This window comes from Streptomyces sp. NPDC014870, assembly GCF_043081505.1.
Taxonomy (GTDB): Bacteria; Actinomycetota; Actinomycetes; order Streptomycetales; family Streptomycetaceae; genus Streptomyces.
Window position 1 is genome coordinate 169,208 of the sequence record NZ_JBIBWQ010000004.1, and the last position, 15,177, is coordinate 184,384.

General features: G+C 71.0%; 14 protein-coding genes and 3 pseudogenes. 6 read left to right on the forward strand and 11 right to left on the reverse strand.

Going from position 1 to position 15,177, the window contains the following annotated elements:
* Positions 1–282: 282 nt before the first annotated feature.
* From glnII to ACF09C_RS13260, 3 genes and pseudogenes are all read right to left on the reverse strand, one after another.
* Positions 283–1,314: a glutamine synthetase gene (gene glnII, locus ACF09C_RS13250; RefSeq protein WP_392091604.1), complete on the reverse strand. Its 1,032-nt coding sequence runs from the start codon at positions 1,312–1,314 to the stop codon at positions 283–285.
* A 144-nt stretch (positions 1,315–1,458) separates the two neighbouring features.
* Positions 1,459–1,974: pseudogene (locus ACF09C_RS13255) on the reverse strand (hypothetical protein); the annotation flags it as partial.
* Positions 1,963–2,170, reverse strand: a pseudogene (locus ACF09C_RS13260) (hypothetical protein); the annotation flags it as partial. The pseudogenes ACF09C_RS13255 and ACF09C_RS13260, both read right to left, overlap by 12 nt.
* 117 nt (positions 2,171–2,287) lie before the next feature.
* On the opposite strand from ACF09C_RS13260, the pseudogene ACF09C_RS13265 reads away from it, so the two are divergent.
* Positions 2,288–3,458, forward strand: a pseudogene (locus ACF09C_RS13265) (RNA-guided endonuclease InsQ/TnpB family protein).
* Between the two features lie 216 nt (positions 3,459–3,674).
* The gene (locus ACF09C_RS13270; RefSeq protein ID WP_392091605.1) at positions 3,675–4,571 is read left to right on the forward strand and encodes a Gfo/Idh/MocA family protein; all 897 of its coding nucleotides are present in this window, start codon (positions 3,675–3,677) and stop codon (positions 4,569–4,571) included.
* A gap of 13 nt (positions 4,572–4,584) precedes the next feature.
* Here the strand turns inward: ACF09C_RS13270 and ACF09C_RS13275 are convergent, their stop codons facing one another.
* The gene (locus ACF09C_RS13275; RefSeq protein ID WP_392091606.1) at positions 4,585–5,049 is read right to left on the reverse strand and encodes a MarR family winged helix-turn-helix transcriptional regulator; all 465 of its coding nucleotides are present in this window, start codon (positions 5,047–5,049) and stop codon (positions 4,585–4,587) included.
* A 63-nt stretch (positions 5,050–5,112) separates the two neighbouring features.
* On the opposite strand from ACF09C_RS13275, the gene ACF09C_RS13280 reads away from it, so the two are divergent.
* Positions 5,113–5,973 carry an alpha/beta fold hydrolase gene (locus tag ACF09C_RS13280; RefSeq protein WP_392091607.1) on the forward strand — a complete coding sequence of 287 codons (861 nt, stop codon included), beginning with the start codon at positions 5,113–5,115 and terminating at the stop codon, positions 5,971–5,973.
* Positions 5,974–5,975: 2 nt separating this feature from the next.
* On the opposite strand, the gene ACF09C_RS13285 is transcribed toward ACF09C_RS13280, so the two are convergent.
* Entirely contained in the window at positions 5,976–6,335 is a 360-nt protein-coding gene (locus tag ACF09C_RS13285) for an arsenate reductase family protein (protein WP_392091608.1), read from the reverse strand.
* Between the two features lie 149 nt (positions 6,336–6,484).
* Between ACF09C_RS13285 and ACF09C_RS13290 the strand changes: the two genes are divergently transcribed.
* Complete coding sequence (locus ACF09C_RS13290) at positions 6,485–6,760, forward strand: hypothetical protein (RefSeq protein ID WP_362424332.1); 276 nt, start codon at positions 6,485–6,487, stop codon at positions 6,758–6,760.
* Between the two features lie 58 nt (positions 6,761–6,818).
* Here the strand turns inward: ACF09C_RS13290 and ACF09C_RS13295 are convergent, their stop codons facing one another.
* Positions 6,819–7,646: an excalibur calcium-binding domain-containing protein gene (locus ACF09C_RS13295; RefSeq protein WP_392091609.1), complete on the reverse strand. Its 828-nt coding sequence runs from the start codon at positions 7,644–7,646 to the stop codon at positions 6,819–6,821.
* A gap of 183 nt (positions 7,647–7,829) precedes the next feature.
* The gene (gene glnA / locus ACF09C_RS13300; protein ID WP_392091610.1) at positions 7,830–9,239 is read right to left on the reverse strand and encodes a type I glutamate--ammonia ligase; all 1,410 of its coding nucleotides are present in this window, start codon (positions 9,237–9,239) and stop codon (positions 7,830–7,832) included.
* 223 nt (positions 9,240–9,462) lie between these two features.
* On the opposite strand from glnA, the gene ACF09C_RS13305 reads away from it, so the two are divergent.
* Positions 9,463–9,930, forward strand: coding sequence for an RDD family protein (locus ACF09C_RS13305; protein WP_392091611.1), 468 nt, complete (start codon positions 9,463–9,465; stop codon positions 9,928–9,930).
* 120 nt (positions 9,931–10,050) lie between these two features.
* Here ACF09C_RS13305 and ACF09C_RS13310 read toward each other — a convergent pair whose 3' ends face one another.
* From ACF09C_RS13310 to lipB, 4 genes are all read right to left on the reverse strand, one after another.
* Positions 10,051–10,755: a DUF4191 domain-containing protein gene (locus tag ACF09C_RS13310; protein ID WP_392091612.1), complete on the reverse strand. Its 705-nt coding sequence runs from the start codon at positions 10,753–10,755 to the stop codon at positions 10,051–10,053.
* 10 nt (positions 10,756–10,765) lie between these two features.
* Positions 10,766–10,978 carry a hypothetical protein gene (locus ACF09C_RS13315; protein ID WP_362013484.1) on the reverse strand — a complete coding sequence of 71 codons (213 nt, stop codon included), beginning with the start codon at positions 10,976–10,978 and terminating at the stop codon, positions 10,766–10,768.
* A 312-nt stretch (positions 10,979–11,290) separates the two neighbouring features.
* Entirely contained in the window at positions 11,291–12,259 is a 969-nt protein-coding gene (gene lipA / locus ACF09C_RS13320; RefSeq protein ID WP_392091613.1) for a lipoyl synthase, read from the reverse strand.
* A 106-nt stretch (positions 12,260–12,365) separates the two neighbouring features.
* Positions 12,366–13,238, reverse strand: a complete 873-nt coding sequence (gene lipB / locus ACF09C_RS13325) for a lipoyl(octanoyl) transferase LipB (RefSeq protein WP_392091614.1) — start codon at positions 13,236–13,238, stop codon at positions 12,366–12,368.
* 387 nt (positions 13,239–13,625) lie between these two features.
* Here lipB and ACF09C_RS13330 point away from each other — a divergent pair, with 387 nt between their 5' ends.
* A complete protein-coding gene (locus tag ACF09C_RS13330) occupies positions 13,626–15,104 on the forward strand; it encodes a regulator (protein ID WP_392091615.1) in 1,479 nt (492 codons plus the stop codon).
* Positions 15,105–15,177 lie beyond the last annotated feature (73 nt).

The window sequence follows — 15,177 nt, forward strand, 5'->3', positions numbered from 1 at the left end:
GCGTCGGCCGAAGGCCGTGGGACCGGTTCACACACCGGTCGGGGCGTTAGAGGGCCGACGCGTTCCGCACGCGCCGACAGCACCGGTCGAAGTCGTGGTGCTGGCGGGAAGGCCAGAACGGCTCGAGGTCGAAGCGACCTGTCGCGGTGTCGTTCTGGGTGAGGGCCATATCCCTAGTCTACTACTCGGGAATACCCGCGACGACCCCCTGGGCAGTGGCAACGCCGAAGGGGCGCCCCACCGTTCGACGGTGGGGCGCCCCTTCGGGACAGCGGGTGCGGATCAGACCTGGCCGGCCTTCGCCAGGGCCTCGCAGCAGGTGTCCACCAGCAGGCGGGTCACCGTGTACGGGTCCACGTTCGCGTTCGGGCGGCGGTCCTCGATGTAGCCCTTCTGGTCCTGCTCGACCTGCCACGGGATGCGGACCGAGGCGCCGCGGTCGGAGACGCCGTAGGAGTACTTGTCCCACGGAGCGGTCTCGTGCAGACCGGTCAGACGGTCGTCGATGCCGGCGCCGTAGTTCTTGACGTGGTCGAGCGGCTTCGAGCCCTCGCCCAGCGACTCGCACGCGGTGATGATCGCGTCGTAGCCCTCGCGCATCGCCTTCGTGGAGAAGTTGGTGTGCGCGCCCGCGCCGTTCCAGTCGCCCTTCACCGGCTTCGGGTCGAGCGTCGCCGAGACCTTGAAGTCCTCGGCCGTGCGGTAGAGCAGCCAGCGGGCCACCCACAGCTGGTCCGCGACCTCCAGCGGCGCCAGCGGGCCGACCTGGAACTCCCACTGGCCCGGCATGACCTCGGCGTTGATGCCGGAGATGCCCAGGCCCGCCTTCAGGCAGTTCTCCAGGTGCGCCTCGACGATGTCACGGCCGAAGATCTCGTCGGCGCCGACACCGCAGTAGTAGCCGCCCTGCGGGGCCGGGAAGCCGCCGACCGGGAAGCCGAGCGGACGCTCGCCGTCGAAGAAGGTGTACTCCTGCTCGATGCCGAAGATCGGCTCCTGCGCGGCGTACTTCGCGTAGACCTCGGCCAGCGCGGCACGCGTGTTGGACTCGTGCGGCGTCATGTCCGTGTTGAGGACCTCGCACATCACCAGGATGTCGGCGCCGCCGCGGATCGGGTCGGGGCAGACGAAGACCGGCTTGAGGACGCGGTCCGAGGCGTGGCCCTTGGCCTGGTTCGTGCTGGAACCGTCGAAGCCCCAGATGGGCAGCTCGGCCAGGGAGGCGCCCTCGCCCGGAAGGATCTTCGTCTTCGAGCGAAGCTTCGCGGTCGGCTCGGTGCCGTCGATCCAGATGTACTCAGCCTTGAAGGTCACGGGGCCTCATCCTTTGGCGTGCTGCTGCTGCGGGAGCGATGCTGCGGCTCGCGACGCTGCGAGAGCTGCGGTGTGTGTCTGTCTGCGCGCAGCTTGGCAACAAGGGATTTCCCGGTCGTTGCCCGAATGTGAACCCCGTGTTACTCAGCTTTCCTGTGTTTCCCGGACCCGTCGTGCGGTGACGTGCGCGTTGATCGGCGACCCGAATCCGGCGTTCTCCACCCGCCGCACGAGCTCCGCGTACGACGTGTCCAGCGCCTCGGCCGTCCCGCGGAAGAAACGGTACAGATCGTACGAACCTATCCGGTACACCCGCTCGAACGCGTACGAGGTCTCGAACAGATCGCGCGCCATCAGCCCGTCGTGCGCCTCCGCCCACGAGCGCTCCTGCGCCCGCGCCGCCGCCCGCAGGTCCGCGAGCGTGCGCACGGAGCCCGCGCCGTCCCGGACGCGGGCCGTGAACTCCGGCACAGCGGCGCCGTAGAACGCGTACTGGTGGATCAGCTCCCCGTACAGGTCCTCGATGAGGCTCGGGTGGAGCGCGCGGTAGTCCCCGGGGTGGGGTACGACGAACGCGGCGGCCAGGGCGTCGGCGACGTACAGCATGAGTCCGCACTGCCCCGGGTGGATCTCGAAGACCCGCAGCGCCTCCGCGAGCCCCGTCCGCCCCTCTTTGAACCGGGTGATCTCCATGAGTGCCGCCAGGTCCTCGGCGTCCCGGATTCCGGCCGCCGGCACGCTCGGCGCGAGCCGGCGCACGTCGAATCCGTCCGCGTCGTATACGGGGTTCACATGGACGGCGCTCCGGGTCGAGCCGGTTCCGCCAGACGCGCGGCGCATCGCCGACGAGGCCCGGGTGATGCTCGGTGGTGGGCACCCGTTGGCGACGAACGTCTGCACGGCTGTTCGCACATTCTGCTGACAGGTGAGAATCTCACGCTCGCGCGGCCGACAGGGGCTTGGCGTCAGCGCCATGAAGCTGGTGGTGCGAGTGAAGCTGCTGCCGACGCCCGTGCAGGCGTCGGCGCTCGAGGCGACACTGCGCGTTTGCAATCAGGCAGCGAACTGGCTGTCGGCTCGATCCCATGAGACGGTGCGGGCGTCTCGGGCCTCGCTTCAGGTCCTTGGGTATGCCGCCTTGAAGGCGCGGGGGCTGTCGGCGCAGCCGGCGCTGCACGTACTGCGGAAGGTTGCCGACGCCTACACCGCTCTTTCGGCGAACCTGCAGGCCGGAAACCCTTGGCAAGCCGGGATCGAAGCGGCACCGGATGGCCACCGGCAGGCCGGTCGCCTTCCGCCCCCACGCGGCGCAGCCGTTCGATGACCGATGTCTGTCCTGGCAGATGAAGGAGCGCACGGTTTCGATCTGGACCGTTGCCGGGCGGATGAAGCGCCTTGCTTTCAGCGGGCAGGACGAGCAGCTGGCGGTCCTGGCCGAGTGTCGCAAGGGTGAGTCGGATCTGCTGTACAGGGACGGGGCCTGGTACTTGATTGCAACCTGCGAGATCCCCGAGAACGAGGCGATCACGGCACCTGATGGGTTTGTGGGCGTGGATCTGGGGATCGTGAACATCGCCACCGTCTCCACCGGCATCCGGTGCAGCGGCCGCCTACTGAATCGGCGCCGCCAGGCCGATCGGAAGCTCCGTTCAAAGCTCCAGAAGAAGAACACGAAGTCCGCCAAGCGTCGGGCGAGGAAGCACGCGGGGAAAGAAGCCCGCCGGGCCCGGGACATCAATCACAAGATCAGTAAGCGCATCGTGACGGAGGCTCAACGCACCGGTCGCGGGATCGCCTTGGAGGATCTGGGCGGCATCCGTGAGCGGGTACGGCTCCGCAAGCCCCAACGCGTCACCCTGCACTCCTGGTCGTTCCGGCAACTCGGCACGTTCATCGCCTACAAGGCGAGACGAGCCGGAGTTCCGGTCGTGTACGTCGACCCTGCCTACACCAGTCAGGAATGCTCCCGGTGCCATCACATCGACCGTCGCAACCGGCCTTCCCAGGCCGTGTTCGTATGCAGGTCCTGCGGCTTTGTTGAGCACGCAGACCTGAACTCGTCCCACAACATCGCCGCCCGCGGCTGGTGGTTGTGGGTCTGCGGGGCTGAGTCACAAGCCCCTGCCCTCACGCTCACTGCGTGACGGCTGGACGCAGCCGGGCCTCGTCGAAGCCATCGATGACCCGAGCAGCAAACCTGGGATTTCGATCCTGGGTAGTCGACAGGCAGGTCCCGGAGGCCGAGACCAGGGAAAGCGACACGGGCGAGAGGCGGAGCCGTACGGACTACCGGGGGGGCGGGGTACGGAGGCAGGATGCCTGTGTCTTCGCATGCCGTGGGACACGGCAGACTGGGTGGCATGACGATGCGCATCGGACTCCTCGGCACGGGCCCCTGGGCCGCACGGACCCACGCGCCCGCGCTGGCCGCGCACCCCGGCGTGGAGTTCGCCGGGGTCTGGGGCAGGCGCCCCGAGGCCGCGGCCGAACTGGCCGCCGCCTTCGGCACGACGGCGTACGAGGACGAGGAGGCGCTCTTCGAATCCTGCGACGCGATCGCCTTCGCCCTGCCCCCGGACGTCCAGTCCACGCTCGCGCTCCGGGCGGCGGCGCTCGGCTGCCACCTCCTCCTGGACAAGCCGGTCGCGACGACGGTCGAGGCGGCGTCCCAGGTCGCCGACTTCGCCGACCTGGGCGGGGTCGCCTCCGTGGTCTTCTGCACGCTCCGCTTCGCGGAGCCGACGGCCCGCTGGATCGACGAACAGGCGGCGGCGGGCGGCTGGTTCCTCGGCGAGGCGCACTGGCTCGGCTCGCTCTTCGGGCCCGGCTCGGCGAGCGCGTACGCCGCCTCGCCATGGCGGCGCGAGAAGGGCGGCCTGTGGGACGTCGGCCCGCACGTCCTCTCGGTCCTTCTGCCGATCCTCGGCGACGTCACCGAGGTGACCGCGGTCCGGGGCGCGGCGGACGTCCACCACCTGACCCTGCGCCACACCTCGGGCGCGAGCAGCACGGCGACCCTCACGCTCTCGGCGCCCCCGGAGGCCGCCGAGGCCGCCCTCAGGCTGTACGGCGAGCGGGGCAAGGCCGTGCTCCCGGCCTGGGACGGCGCGACGGACGCCTACACCAGGGCCGTGGACGCCCTCCTGGCCGCCGCCCGCACCGGCACCCCCCACCCCTGCGACGCCCACTTCGGCGCCCGGCTCACGGAAATCCTGACGCAGGCGGAGCAGGCGACGGGGGCCGCGTCGGGGAGCTGACCGGCAGGGGGCGTCAGCGCGCGTCCGGCGCGGCCCCGGCCGCCGCCATGATGTCCCGTGCGCCCGTCAGGAAGCGCCGTACGGCATCGGTCTCGGCCGGGGTGAACTCCCGCAGCAGGTCCACCGTCGCGTCGATGAGCGGCCCGAAGGAGGCCCGGCCCAGGTCCTTGGCGCTCTCCTCGACCCGGAGGAGGACACGGCGGCGGTCGCCCTCGTCACGGACACGGGTGAGGTGCCCGAGGCGTTCGAGGCGGTCGATGACGGCGGTCGTGCCCGCAGAGTTGAGGCCGAGTCGTGCGCCGAGCAGCCCGGCGGTCAGGCCCGTCCCGGCGCGCTCGGCGTCGAGCAGGCAGATCAGGGCCCTGACGTCCGTGGGGTGGATTCCGTTGAGGGTGGCGAACTCGCCCTGGAGCAGGCCGAATTCGACCGAGACCGCGCGCAGCAGATGGAAGACGTCCAGCTCAGGTGGCTCTGTCAATCGACGGCCCTCCGCTCTATTATCTCGTTCAGCGAGATTATCGCCCAGCGAGAGGTTCGCGCCATGCCCACCGCCGCCGCTTCCCCCGCCTTCCTCGCCGCCTACGACGCAGTCCTCGACCTCTGGCCCGCCGGAACCACCACCTCCGACGTGGTGACGGATTACGGCCCGACCCGACTCCTCAGTCACGGCCCCGAGGACGCCCCGCCGGTCCTCCTGCTGCCGGGCGGCGGCGCCACCGCCACCGGCTGGTACGCCATGGCGGCCGCGCTCGGCCGGAGCCACCGGGTCCACGCCGTCGACCTCGTCGGCGAGCCGGGCCGAAGCACTCCGGCGCCCGGCCGGCCGATCCGTACCGTCGACGACCTCACCGCCTGGCTGCACGCCCTCCTCGACGGGCTGCGCCTCGACTCCGCCGCCCTCGTCGGCCACTCCTACGGCGCCTGGATCGCTCTCCACCACGCCCTGCGAGCCCCCGAGCGCGTCGACCGACTCGTCCTCCTCGACCCGACGAACTGCTTCACCGGCTTCCGCCCCGGCTACCTCCTCCGGGCCCTGCCCACGCTGCTGCGGTCCACCCCCGCCCGAACCGCCGCGTTCCTGCTCTGGGAGACGGGCGGCGCGGAACTCGACCCGCGCTGGCTCCGACTGCTCGCGCTGGCCGCCGAGTTCCCCGGCGCCCGCCCCGTCACGGGCCCGCGCCCCAGGCGCGCGGACCTCGTCGGCCTGAAGCCGCCGACGCTGCTCCTCCTCGCCGAGCACAGCCGGGCCCACGACAGCGCTCGGGTCGCCGTCAGGGTGAGGAGCACGGTCCCGCACCTGGAGATGGCGACACTCGCCGGTGCCACCCACCACACCCTGCCAGCCGGCGCCCCGCCCGAGACGTACGAGCACGTGAGGCGCTTCTTCGAGGACCACACGTAGCCTCAGCGCGAGAGCGCGTCCCGAACCGCCTCGTCGGTCCGCCCCACCACGGCCGAGCCGTCGTCGGCGGTGATGATCGGCCGCTGGATGAGCTTGGGGTGCGCGGACAGCGCCTCGATCCACCGTTCCCGGCTCGTCTCGTCGCGCGCCCAGTCCTTCACTCCGAGCTCCTTCGCGACCGCCTCCTGCGTCCGCGTGATGTCCCAGGGTTCGAGCCCGAGCCGCCCCAGGACGTCCCTGATCTCGGCCGGGCTCGGCACGTCCTCCAGATAGCGCCGCACGGTGTACTCGGCGCCCTCCTCGTCCAGCAGATGCAGCGCGCCACGGCACTTGGAACAGGCCGGATTGATCCAGATCTCCATGTCCCCAACGGTACCCGGTGCGCGCCCGTCCAGTACCCCTCAAACCCGGTCTGAACAGGGGCGATTGTCAGTGGGGGCGCCTAAAATAGGGGGTGAAGGTGAGGGTCCCGGGGAGGGCCCGCACCCCGCTTTTCGCCAGGAGGTCGCCCATGGCACTCGCCGTGATCCGGACACCGTCCCTCGAACCCTGGAAGCCGCTCCAGAAGCAGCCGCTCCCCGCGGGCCGCCCCCGCGAGTGGTACGTCAGCCACAACCGCCGCCTGAAGGCCATGCGCCTCGCGATCGTCCTGCTCGACGCGGGCGTCCACGACCCGGCGCGGGCGAGCAACGACAAGATACGCACGACGGCGGAACTCACCGGCATCCACCCGCCCTCCGACACCACGTGCCGCATGGTGCGCGCCCTGATCCGCTACGGCCGCTGACCCCGAGACCCGACACCAGAAGGCCCCGGAGCGCACACGCTCTCCGGGGCCTCCCCGTTCAGCTCTCGCAGCCGACGCCGTCTCCGTCGCGGTCGAGGTGGCGCCCGTACCCCGGGTCGCCCGCGTGGATGGGGGCTGCATTGGCGGCGCGCACGGCCGTGCAGTTCTTGTAGTACACGTTGTCCGGCTCGTCCCGCGTCGGCTCCGGAGCAGCGGTGGTCGGCCGGGGCTTCGGCTTGGGCCTCGGGGTCGGCGACGCCGTCGGCTTCGGCGACTGCGAGGGCTCGGGCCGCAGTTCGGTCCCGGTCGTCGCGGGGCACTTCGTGCCGGGCGCCACCAGGTGGACGTTCGGGTTCGCGGACTCCGGCACGAGTCGCGCGCCCGCCGCCGGACCCTGGAAACAGACGATCCAGGTCGTGTGGTTCGCGGGCAGGCTGACGTCGGCGTACGCGCTGTCCGCCCGCAACTCCCCGTCGATCAGCGCCTCCACGGCGGCCTCGGCCTCCGAGAACGCCTTGGAGACGACATCGGGCATCACGATGTCCGCGCTCGGAGTCGGCGTCGGGGTAGGAGTCGGCGTGGCGGTGGTCGCCGTCGGCGTGGGGCTCGCCGAGGCCGCCGTCTTCGCCTTGGCGTCGTCCTTCTTCTCCGCCGGCGCGTCGCCGAAGAACGGGACCACGAACCAGATGCCCGAGAGCACGGTGGCCAGGATCTTCCTGGTCCCGTTCCACGGGCTCAGCCAGGCCAGCGCGATACCGGCCGGCGGCAGCACGACCAGCGCGGTGATGACCAGCGCCGGATGCTGCCACCAGCGCCTCCGCGCGGGCGGGGTCGGCTGGGGTCCGTAGGCGTTCGGGTACGGCTGCGGGGGTTGGTTCGGGTACACGGCGGCTCCTGGCGCAGGGCCACTCGACGAGTGGCGGCGAGATGCGGAGGAATCGTAAACACCAAGTGAAGAGCGCCGCACAGGTCTTGCGCAGATTGAGACGCACGGCCCCGGGAAACGCGGAGGCCCCGCCGCTCTCCCGGAGAGTGGCGGGGCCTCGTACGGCGCCGTGGCGCGGGCGTCCTAGAGGTCGAAGTAGAGCTCGAACTCGTGCGGGTGCGGGCGCAGCTGGATCGGGGCGATCTCGTTCGTGCGCTTGTAGTCGATCCAGGTCTCGATCAGGTCGGAGGTGAAGACACCGCCGGCCTGCAGGTACTCGTTGTCCGCCTCCAGGGCGTCGAGGACCGCCGGGAGCGAGGTCGGGACCTGCTGGACGTTCGCGTGCTCCTCGGGAGCCAGCTCGTACAGGTCCTTGTCGATCGGCTCCGCCGGCTCGATCTTGTTCTTCACGCCGTCGAGGCCCGCGAGCAGCAGCGCCGAGAAGGCGAGGTACGGGTTCGAGGACGGGTCCGGCGCGCGGAACTCGACGCGCTTGGCCTTCGGGTTCGAGCCCGTGATCGGGATGCGCATGGCGGCGGAGCGGTTGCGCTGCGAGTACACCATGTTGACCGGGGCCTCGAAGCCGGGGACCAGGCGGTGGTAGGAGTTCACCGTCGGGTTGGTGAAGGCCAGCAGCGACGGGGCGTGCTTCAGGATGCCGCCGATGTAGTAGCGGGCGGTGTCCGAGAGGCCCGCGTAGCCGGTCTCGTCGTAGAACAGCGGGTCGCCGTTGGCCCAGAGCGACTGGTGGACGTGCATGCCCGAGCCGTTGTCGCCGAAGATCGGCTTCGGCATGAAGGTCGCGGTCTTGCCGTTGCGCCAGGCGACGTTCTTCACGATGTACTTGAAGAGCATCAGGTCGTCGGCCGCGGCCAGCAGCGTGTTGAACTTGTAGTTGATCTCGGCCTGGCCGGCGGTGCCGACCTCGTGGTGCTGGCGCTCGACCTGGAGGCCGACGTTCTCCAGCTCCAGGGAGATCTCCGCGCGCAGGTCGGCGAAGTGGTCGACCGGCGGGGCCGGGAAGTAGCCGCCCTTGTAGCGGACCTTGTAGCCGCGGTTGTCCTCGGTCGCACCGGTGTTCCAGGCGCCCGCCTCGGAGTCGATGTGGTAGAAGCCCTGGTTCGCCGAGGTCTCGAAGCGGACCGAGTCGAAGACGTAGAACTCCGCCTCGGGGCCGAAGTACGCGGTGTCGGCGATGCCGGTGGAGGCGAGGTACGCCTCGGCCTTCTTCGCGATGTTGCGCGGGTCACGGCTGTACTGCTCGCCCGTGATCGGGTCGTGGATGAAGAAGTTGATGTTCAGCGTCTTGTCGCGGCGGAACGGGTCCAGGCGGGCCGTCGACAGGTCGGCGCGGAGCGCCATGTCGGACTCGTGGATGGCCTGGAAGCCGCGGATCGACGAGCCGTCGAAGGCGAGCTCCTCGGACGGGTCGAACGCCGTCGCCGGGATCGTGAAGTGCTGCATCACTCCCGGAAGGTCACAGAAACGGACGTCGACCATCTTGACGTCGTTGTCCTTGATGAACTTCTTGGCCTCGTCGGCGTTCTGGAACATCCAACTCCTCCTACTCCCGGCCCGGGGAGGGGCGGGGTTGCAGCTCGTTGTCGTGCGACCAGTGCGGGGGCACACGCTGGACCCGACCATAGGCAGACGGGATTTCTCAAGCGTGACCCATTTGTTTCGCCCAAGTTAACCGGGCTGGGTGCGGCTCCGCTCTTCGATGCTGCGCGGCTACCCGGGCCGAAGTGATCGAAAACGGGCGCAGTACCGTTGTCCCGTGGACAACAGGGAAGCACTCGGATCATGGCTGTCCGGCCCCCGCGCGGCGGCCGAGAACGCAGGCGTCGACTTCGGTTACCGGGGTCAGCAGCTCGGGCTCCCCGAGGAGGGGCCCGGTTCGATCGCCCGCCCCGGCCGCCGGATCGGCGCCCTCGCCGTCGACTGGGCCCTGTGCATGGTGATCGCATACGGGCTCGTCACGGACGGCTACAGCCAGGCGACCGGCAACTGGGCGCTCCTCATCCTGCTCGTCCTGAGCGTGCTGACGGTCGGCACCATCGGCTCGACCCCGGGCAAGCGGATCTTCGGCCTCCGGGTCGCCTCGGTGAACGGCGGCCGGCTCGGCGTCCTGCGCGTCGTCCTGCGCAGCGTCCTGGTCTGCCTCGCCATCCCGGCCCTCATCTGGGACCGCGACGGCCGCGGCCTCCACGACCGCCTCTCCGGCGCCGTCCAGGTCCGGATCTGACACCCGTACGGCATCGCCCGCAGCCGCGAAATCTCCCGTGGCCGCGACGACGGCCGTGGCCGTACGACGAAGGGGCCCCGGAACCGATCGGTTCCGGGGCCCCTTCGTTCGTCCGTGGGGTCAGCGCATCTTTCCGCCGCGCGGCATCCGCATGCCCTTGGGCATCGGACCCTTCGGCAGCGGCATGTTGCTCATCAGGTCGCCCATCGCGCGCAGCCGGTCGTTGGTCGTGGTCACCTGCGGGCCCGAGAGGACGCGCGGGAGCTTCAGCATGGTCGTACGGACCTTCTTGAGGGGCACCTGGCCCTCGCCGTTGCCCACGATGATGTCCGTGACCGGAACGTCCACGACGATCCGGGCCATCTTCTTCTTCTCGGCCGCGAGCAGCGGCTTCAGCCGGTTCGGGTTGCCCTCGGCCACCAGCACGATGCCCGCCCGGCCGACCGCGCGGTGCACGACGTCCTGGCTCTTGTTCATCGCGATGGCCGGGGTCGTCGTCCAGCCGCGCCCGACGTTCTGCAGCACCGCCGCGGCCGCGCCCGGCTGGCCCTCCATCTGGCCGAAGGCCGCCCGCTCGGCGCGCCGTCCGAAGACGATCGCCATCGCCAGCAGCGCCAGGATGAAGCCCAGAATGCCCAGGTAGACCGGGTGACCGATCAGGAAGCCGATCGCGAGGAGGACACCGAGTACGACGATGCCCACGCCCGCGACGACAAGCCCGACCTTCGGATCGGCCTTTCGGGTCATCTTGTACGTGAGGGCGATCTGCTTCAGTCGCCCCTGGTTCGCAGCGTCACCGCTGCCCGTGTTTGCCTTCCTCGCCATGTCCTGAAGTTTACGTGGCCCGGGAAGCGCGGCCAGCCACGGCCTCCATCACATCCTGGGCCTCGACCCGGTCCTTCGCCCGGCGGCGGTCCTCCAGGACCGACGTCCAGGCGTTGCGGCGGGCGGTCCGCTGGCCGCCGGCGAGCAGCAGCGCCTCGACGGCCTTCAGGGCGTCGGTGACGGACGGGATGGCGGTGGCACGGACGTGGGTCGCGGCCTGCATGACGGGGTCCTCCCTCAAGCATGGATGAGATGAGGTGGGGGGTGGAGCGGAGTGTGGCCTCCCGCTGTGGCGGTGAGTGAAGCCAGGCTCACAGACTGGTGTTACCAGTGCGTGACCCGACGGTCAAACACTGATGAAACGTTGATGCGGCCATCCGCGCACCTCCGGAAACGCTGACGCGGCCCGTACGCACCCCCTGAGCTGCGGGGTCGTACGGGCCGCGTCGGATCCGGCCACTACCTGCCGGTAACTACTTGTGCGCGAATTCACACAGTGCGCGGAGGGGTGGATCCCGGCGGATCCGCCGGGGGATCAGACCGCCTGCGTCGCGTTGTCGACCGCGCCGCGCTTCTCGATCGCCTGCTGGTACAGCCGGCCCGCGCGGTACGAGGACCGCACCAGCGGGCCCGACATCACACCGGAGAAGCCGATCTCGTCGGCCTCCTCCTTCAGTTCCACGAACTCCTGCGGCTTCACCCAGCGCTCCACGGGGTGGTGCCGGACCGTCGGACGCAGGTACTGGGTGATCGTGATCAGCTCGCAGCCGGCCTCGTGCAGCTGCTTGAGCGCCTCGCTGATCTCCTCGCGGGTCTCGCCCATGCCGAGGATCAGGTTCGACTTCGTGACCAGACCGTAGTCACGGGCCTGCGTGATGACGTCGAGGGAGCGCTCGTAGCGGAAGCCGGGGCGGATCCGCTTGAAGATCCGCGGCACCGTCTCGACGTTGTGCGCGAAGACCTCGGGGCGCGAGGCGAAGACCTCGGCGAGGAGCTCCGGCACGGCGTTGAAGTCGGGGGCGAGCAGCTCGACCTTGGTGCGGCCGTCGGCGCGGCCCGCCGTCTGCTCGTGGATCTGGCGCACGGTCTCCGCGTACAGCCAGGCGCCGCCGTCCTCCAGGTCGTCGCGCGCGACGCCGGTGATGGTGGCGTAGTTCAGGTCCATCGTGACGACCGACTCACCGACACGGCGGGGCTCGTCACGGTCCAGCGCCTCGGGCTTGCCCGTGTCGATCTGGCAGAAGTCGCAGCGCCGCGTGCACTGGTCACCGCCGATGAGGAAGGTGGCCTCTCGGTCCTCCCAGCACTCGAAGATGTTGGGACAGCCCGCCTCCTGGCAGACCGTGTGCAGGCCCTCCTTCTTCACGAGGCCCTGCATCTTCGTGTACTCGGGTCCCATCTTCGCCCGGGTCTTGATCCACTCGGGCTTGCGCTCGATGGGGGTCTGGGCGTTACGGACCTCCAGGCGCAGCATCTTGCGTCCGTCGGGTGCGACTGCGGACACGACCGGCTCCCTGTAGCTTCGATTCTTCGGCGCACACCAGGGTACGCCCGTTGTTCATGCGGTTTTGTTTACGCCTGGCCAACCTCTGGCCAGGACCCGGCATTCCCTAGGCGGAGACGGGCGCCGAGACGGGTGTCGAGACGGGTGCCGAGGCGGACTGCGGGGCAGGCGCCGGGGCAGCCGCCGGGGCGGGCTCGGAGATCTCGCGCGCCTTCAGCTCCGCGTTCTCCAGGATCTCCGCCAGATGCCTCTCGACCACCGGCAGGACGTCCTCGATCGTGATGTCCCGGCCCAGCTCGTTCGCGAGGGAGGCGACGCCCGCGTCGCGGATGCCGCACGGGATGATCCGGTCGAACCAGGTGTTGTCCGGGTTCACGTTCAGCGCGAAGCCGTGCATGGTGACGCCCTTGGCGACCCGGATGCCGATCGCCGCCAGCTTCCGGTCCTCGCGGCGCTGGCCGGCGTTGGACGGGGCGTACTCGGGACCGTTGAGGCGCGGGTCGAACTCCTCGTCGGTCAGCCGGGGGTCGAAGTCCAGGGAGAGCCCGCCGAGCGCGGGGCGCTGCTCGACCGGGTCGCCGAGCACCCACACGCCGCTGCGGCCCTCGATCCGGGTGGTCTCCAGACCGAACTCGGCGGCCGTGCGGATGAGCGCCTCCTCCAGGCGGCGGACGTGCGCGACGACGTCGACCGGGCGGGGCAGCTTCATGATCGGGTAGCCGACGAGCTGGCCCGGGCCGTGCCAGGTGATCTTGCCGCCCCGGTCCACGTCCACGACGGGCGTCCCGTCGAGGGGGCGCTCGCTCTCCGCGGTACGCCGACCCGCCGTGTACACGGGCGGGTGCTCCAGGAGCAGGCACGTGTCCGGTATCTCGTCGGCGAACCGGGCGGCGTGCACCTCGCGCTGCTTGTCCCAGGCCACCTGGTACTCGACGGCGTCCTCGCCGAAGCCCAAGCGGACGAATCGCAGCTCACTCACGGCAGTGCCTCCTCGTGGATGCCGGGGCCGGCCGGGTACCGGGGATCGTCCCGGGGCCGGATCGGCTCCATGCGTCATTCGCGCCCATGCCACTGTACGGCGGCGCCGCGCGTCCCCGGCGGGCCGGTGGGGACGGGCGGCGAAGCGGCGACGTTCCGTGATCGGCTCCTTCCGGCCGGCTACGGAACGTGGCGTCGTGCGACCCGCCCCGCCGGGTCGCCGCCCGGCAGCGGCCGGCGGCAACCCTCCCTCCCGTTCCTCACACGATCGGATGAATGTGGGGCGAAGGTGACGGTAAAGGCGGTGAGGGCCGCTAAATTCGCGCCGTTCCAGGAGGGTCCACACGAGGTTCCACCCGGGCCCGGAAGGCAGGAGACCGCACAGCTGATGACGGAACGACCTCCGCAGCGCATCCCGAACCGCCAGCTCGCCGCGCTCATCGCGGAAGCCGGGTTCTCCAACGCGGGCCTGGCCAGACGGGTCGACCAGCTCGGCCTGGAACACGGACTCGACCTGCGGTACGACAAGACCTCCGTGACCCGCTGGCTGCGCGGCCAGCAGCCCCGCGGCACCACTCCGGCCCTCATCGCCGAGGTCTTCACCCGCCGCCTGGGCCGCCGCCTCTCCGCGCAGGACCTCGGTCTCGACGCCTGCGCGCCCGTGTACGCGGGCCTGGAGTTCGCGGCCTCGCCCGAGGAGGCGGTCGACATCGTCAGCGGCCTGTGGCGCAAGGACTCCGGCAGCCACGCCGAACTCCGCAAGATCGCGTTCACCCCGGCGGGCCTGGTCGTACCCAGCCGGGACTGGCTCATCGGCCGCGCCGACGAGCGGGTGGCCCGGGGCGAGCCGGCGGCGCCGAACGGCAGGCTCGGCCCGGACGGCCGGCTCGCGCCCGATCCGCGCGTCCCGCCGCAGAGCCGGCTCTCCGTCCCCCGGCAGCGCGGCACGGACCGGGGCCCCGGGCAGCGGGTCTCCAGCGGCGACATCTCCGCCCTCCGCTCCGTCGGCGAGCTGTTCCGCACCCTCGACCACGCCTACGGCGGCGGCCACGCCCGCCAGGCCCTCGTGCGCTACCTGGAGCACGAGGCCGAGCCGATGCTGCGCGGCACGTACGGGGAGTCCGTCGGGCGCCGCCTGTTCGCCGCGGCCGCCGACCTGACCCGGCTGGCCGGCTGGACCTCGTACGACATCGCCGCGCACGGACTCGCCCAGCGGTACTTCGTGCAGGCGCTACGGCTCGCGCAGGCGGCGGGGGACCGGGCGTACGGCTCGTACGTCCTCATCACCATGAGCCGTCAGGCCGTCTATCTCGGCCACGGCCGCGAGGCCGTGCAGCTCGCCCGGGTCGCCCAGCAGGGCGTCGGCTCGGCCGCGCCGCCCGTCGTCCAGGCCCTGCTGCACTCCGTGGAGGCGCGCGGGCACAGCGTCCTCGGCGAGGCGCGCGCGACCGGCGCCGCCCTCGCCCGCGCCGAGCGGGCCCTTGAGGCGGCCAGGCCGGGGGACGACGTGCCGTACTGGGCGCGGCCCTTCGACGAGGCCCAGCTCGCCGACGAGTTCGGGCACTGCCACCGCGACCTCCAGCAGTACCGCGCGGCCGCCCAGCACGCCGAGCGCTCCCTCCAGCTCCGCGCCCCCGGCTTCGCCCGCAGCCGGCTGTTCTGCCGGGTGGTCCTCGCCTCCGCCCGCCTCGGCCTCGGCGAACTGGACCAGGCCTGCGCGCTCGGCGCGGAGGCGGCCCAGCAGGCCTCCGAGATGCGCTCGGCACGCGCCCTGGAGTACGTCCGCGACTTCGAGCGCCGCCTGGAGCCGTACCGCGACGCGGCCGCGGTCCGTACCTACCGCGACCGCGTGGCGGCGATCGGCTGAGCCGCCGCCCCGCCGCCCCGCCGCCGCGCCGCCCCGCCGCCACGCCGCCAGGCCGCCCCGCCGCCCCCGCCGC

Excerpts from the sequence above, each read along its gene's own strand:
- ACF09C_RS13270 (WP_392091605.1), top strand. The coding sequence starts at position 3,675 with ATGACGATGCGCATCGGACTCCTCGGCACGGGCCCCTGGGCCGCACGG.
- ACF09C_RS13280 (WP_392091607.1), top strand. The coding sequence starts at position 5,113 with ATGCCCACCGCCGCCGCTTCCCCCGCCTTCCTCGCCGCCTACGACGCA.
- ACF09C_RS13285 (WP_392091608.1), bottom strand. The coding sequence starts at position 6,335 with ATGGAGATCTGGATCAATCCGGCCTGTTCCAAGTGCCGTGGCGCGCTG.
- ACF09C_RS13290 (WP_362424332.1), top strand. The coding sequence starts at position 6,485 with ATGGCACTCGCCGTGATCCGGACACCGTCCCTCGAACCCTGGAAGCCG.
- glnA (WP_392091610.1), bottom strand. The coding sequence starts at position 9,239 with ATGTTCCAGAACGCCGACGAGGCCAAGAAGTTCATCAAGGACAACGAC.
- ACF09C_RS13310 (WP_392091612.1), bottom strand. The coding sequence starts at position 10,755 with ATGGCGAGGAAGGCAAACACGGGCAGCGGTGACGCTGCGAACCAGGGG.
- ACF09C_RS13315 (WP_362013484.1), bottom strand. The coding sequence starts at position 10,978 with ATGCAGGCCGCGACCCACGTCCGTGCCACCGCCATCCCGTCCGTCACC.
- ACF09C_RS13330 (WP_392091615.1), top strand. The coding sequence starts at position 13,626 with ATGACGGAACGACCTCCGCAGCGCATCCCGAACCGCCAGCTCGCCGCG.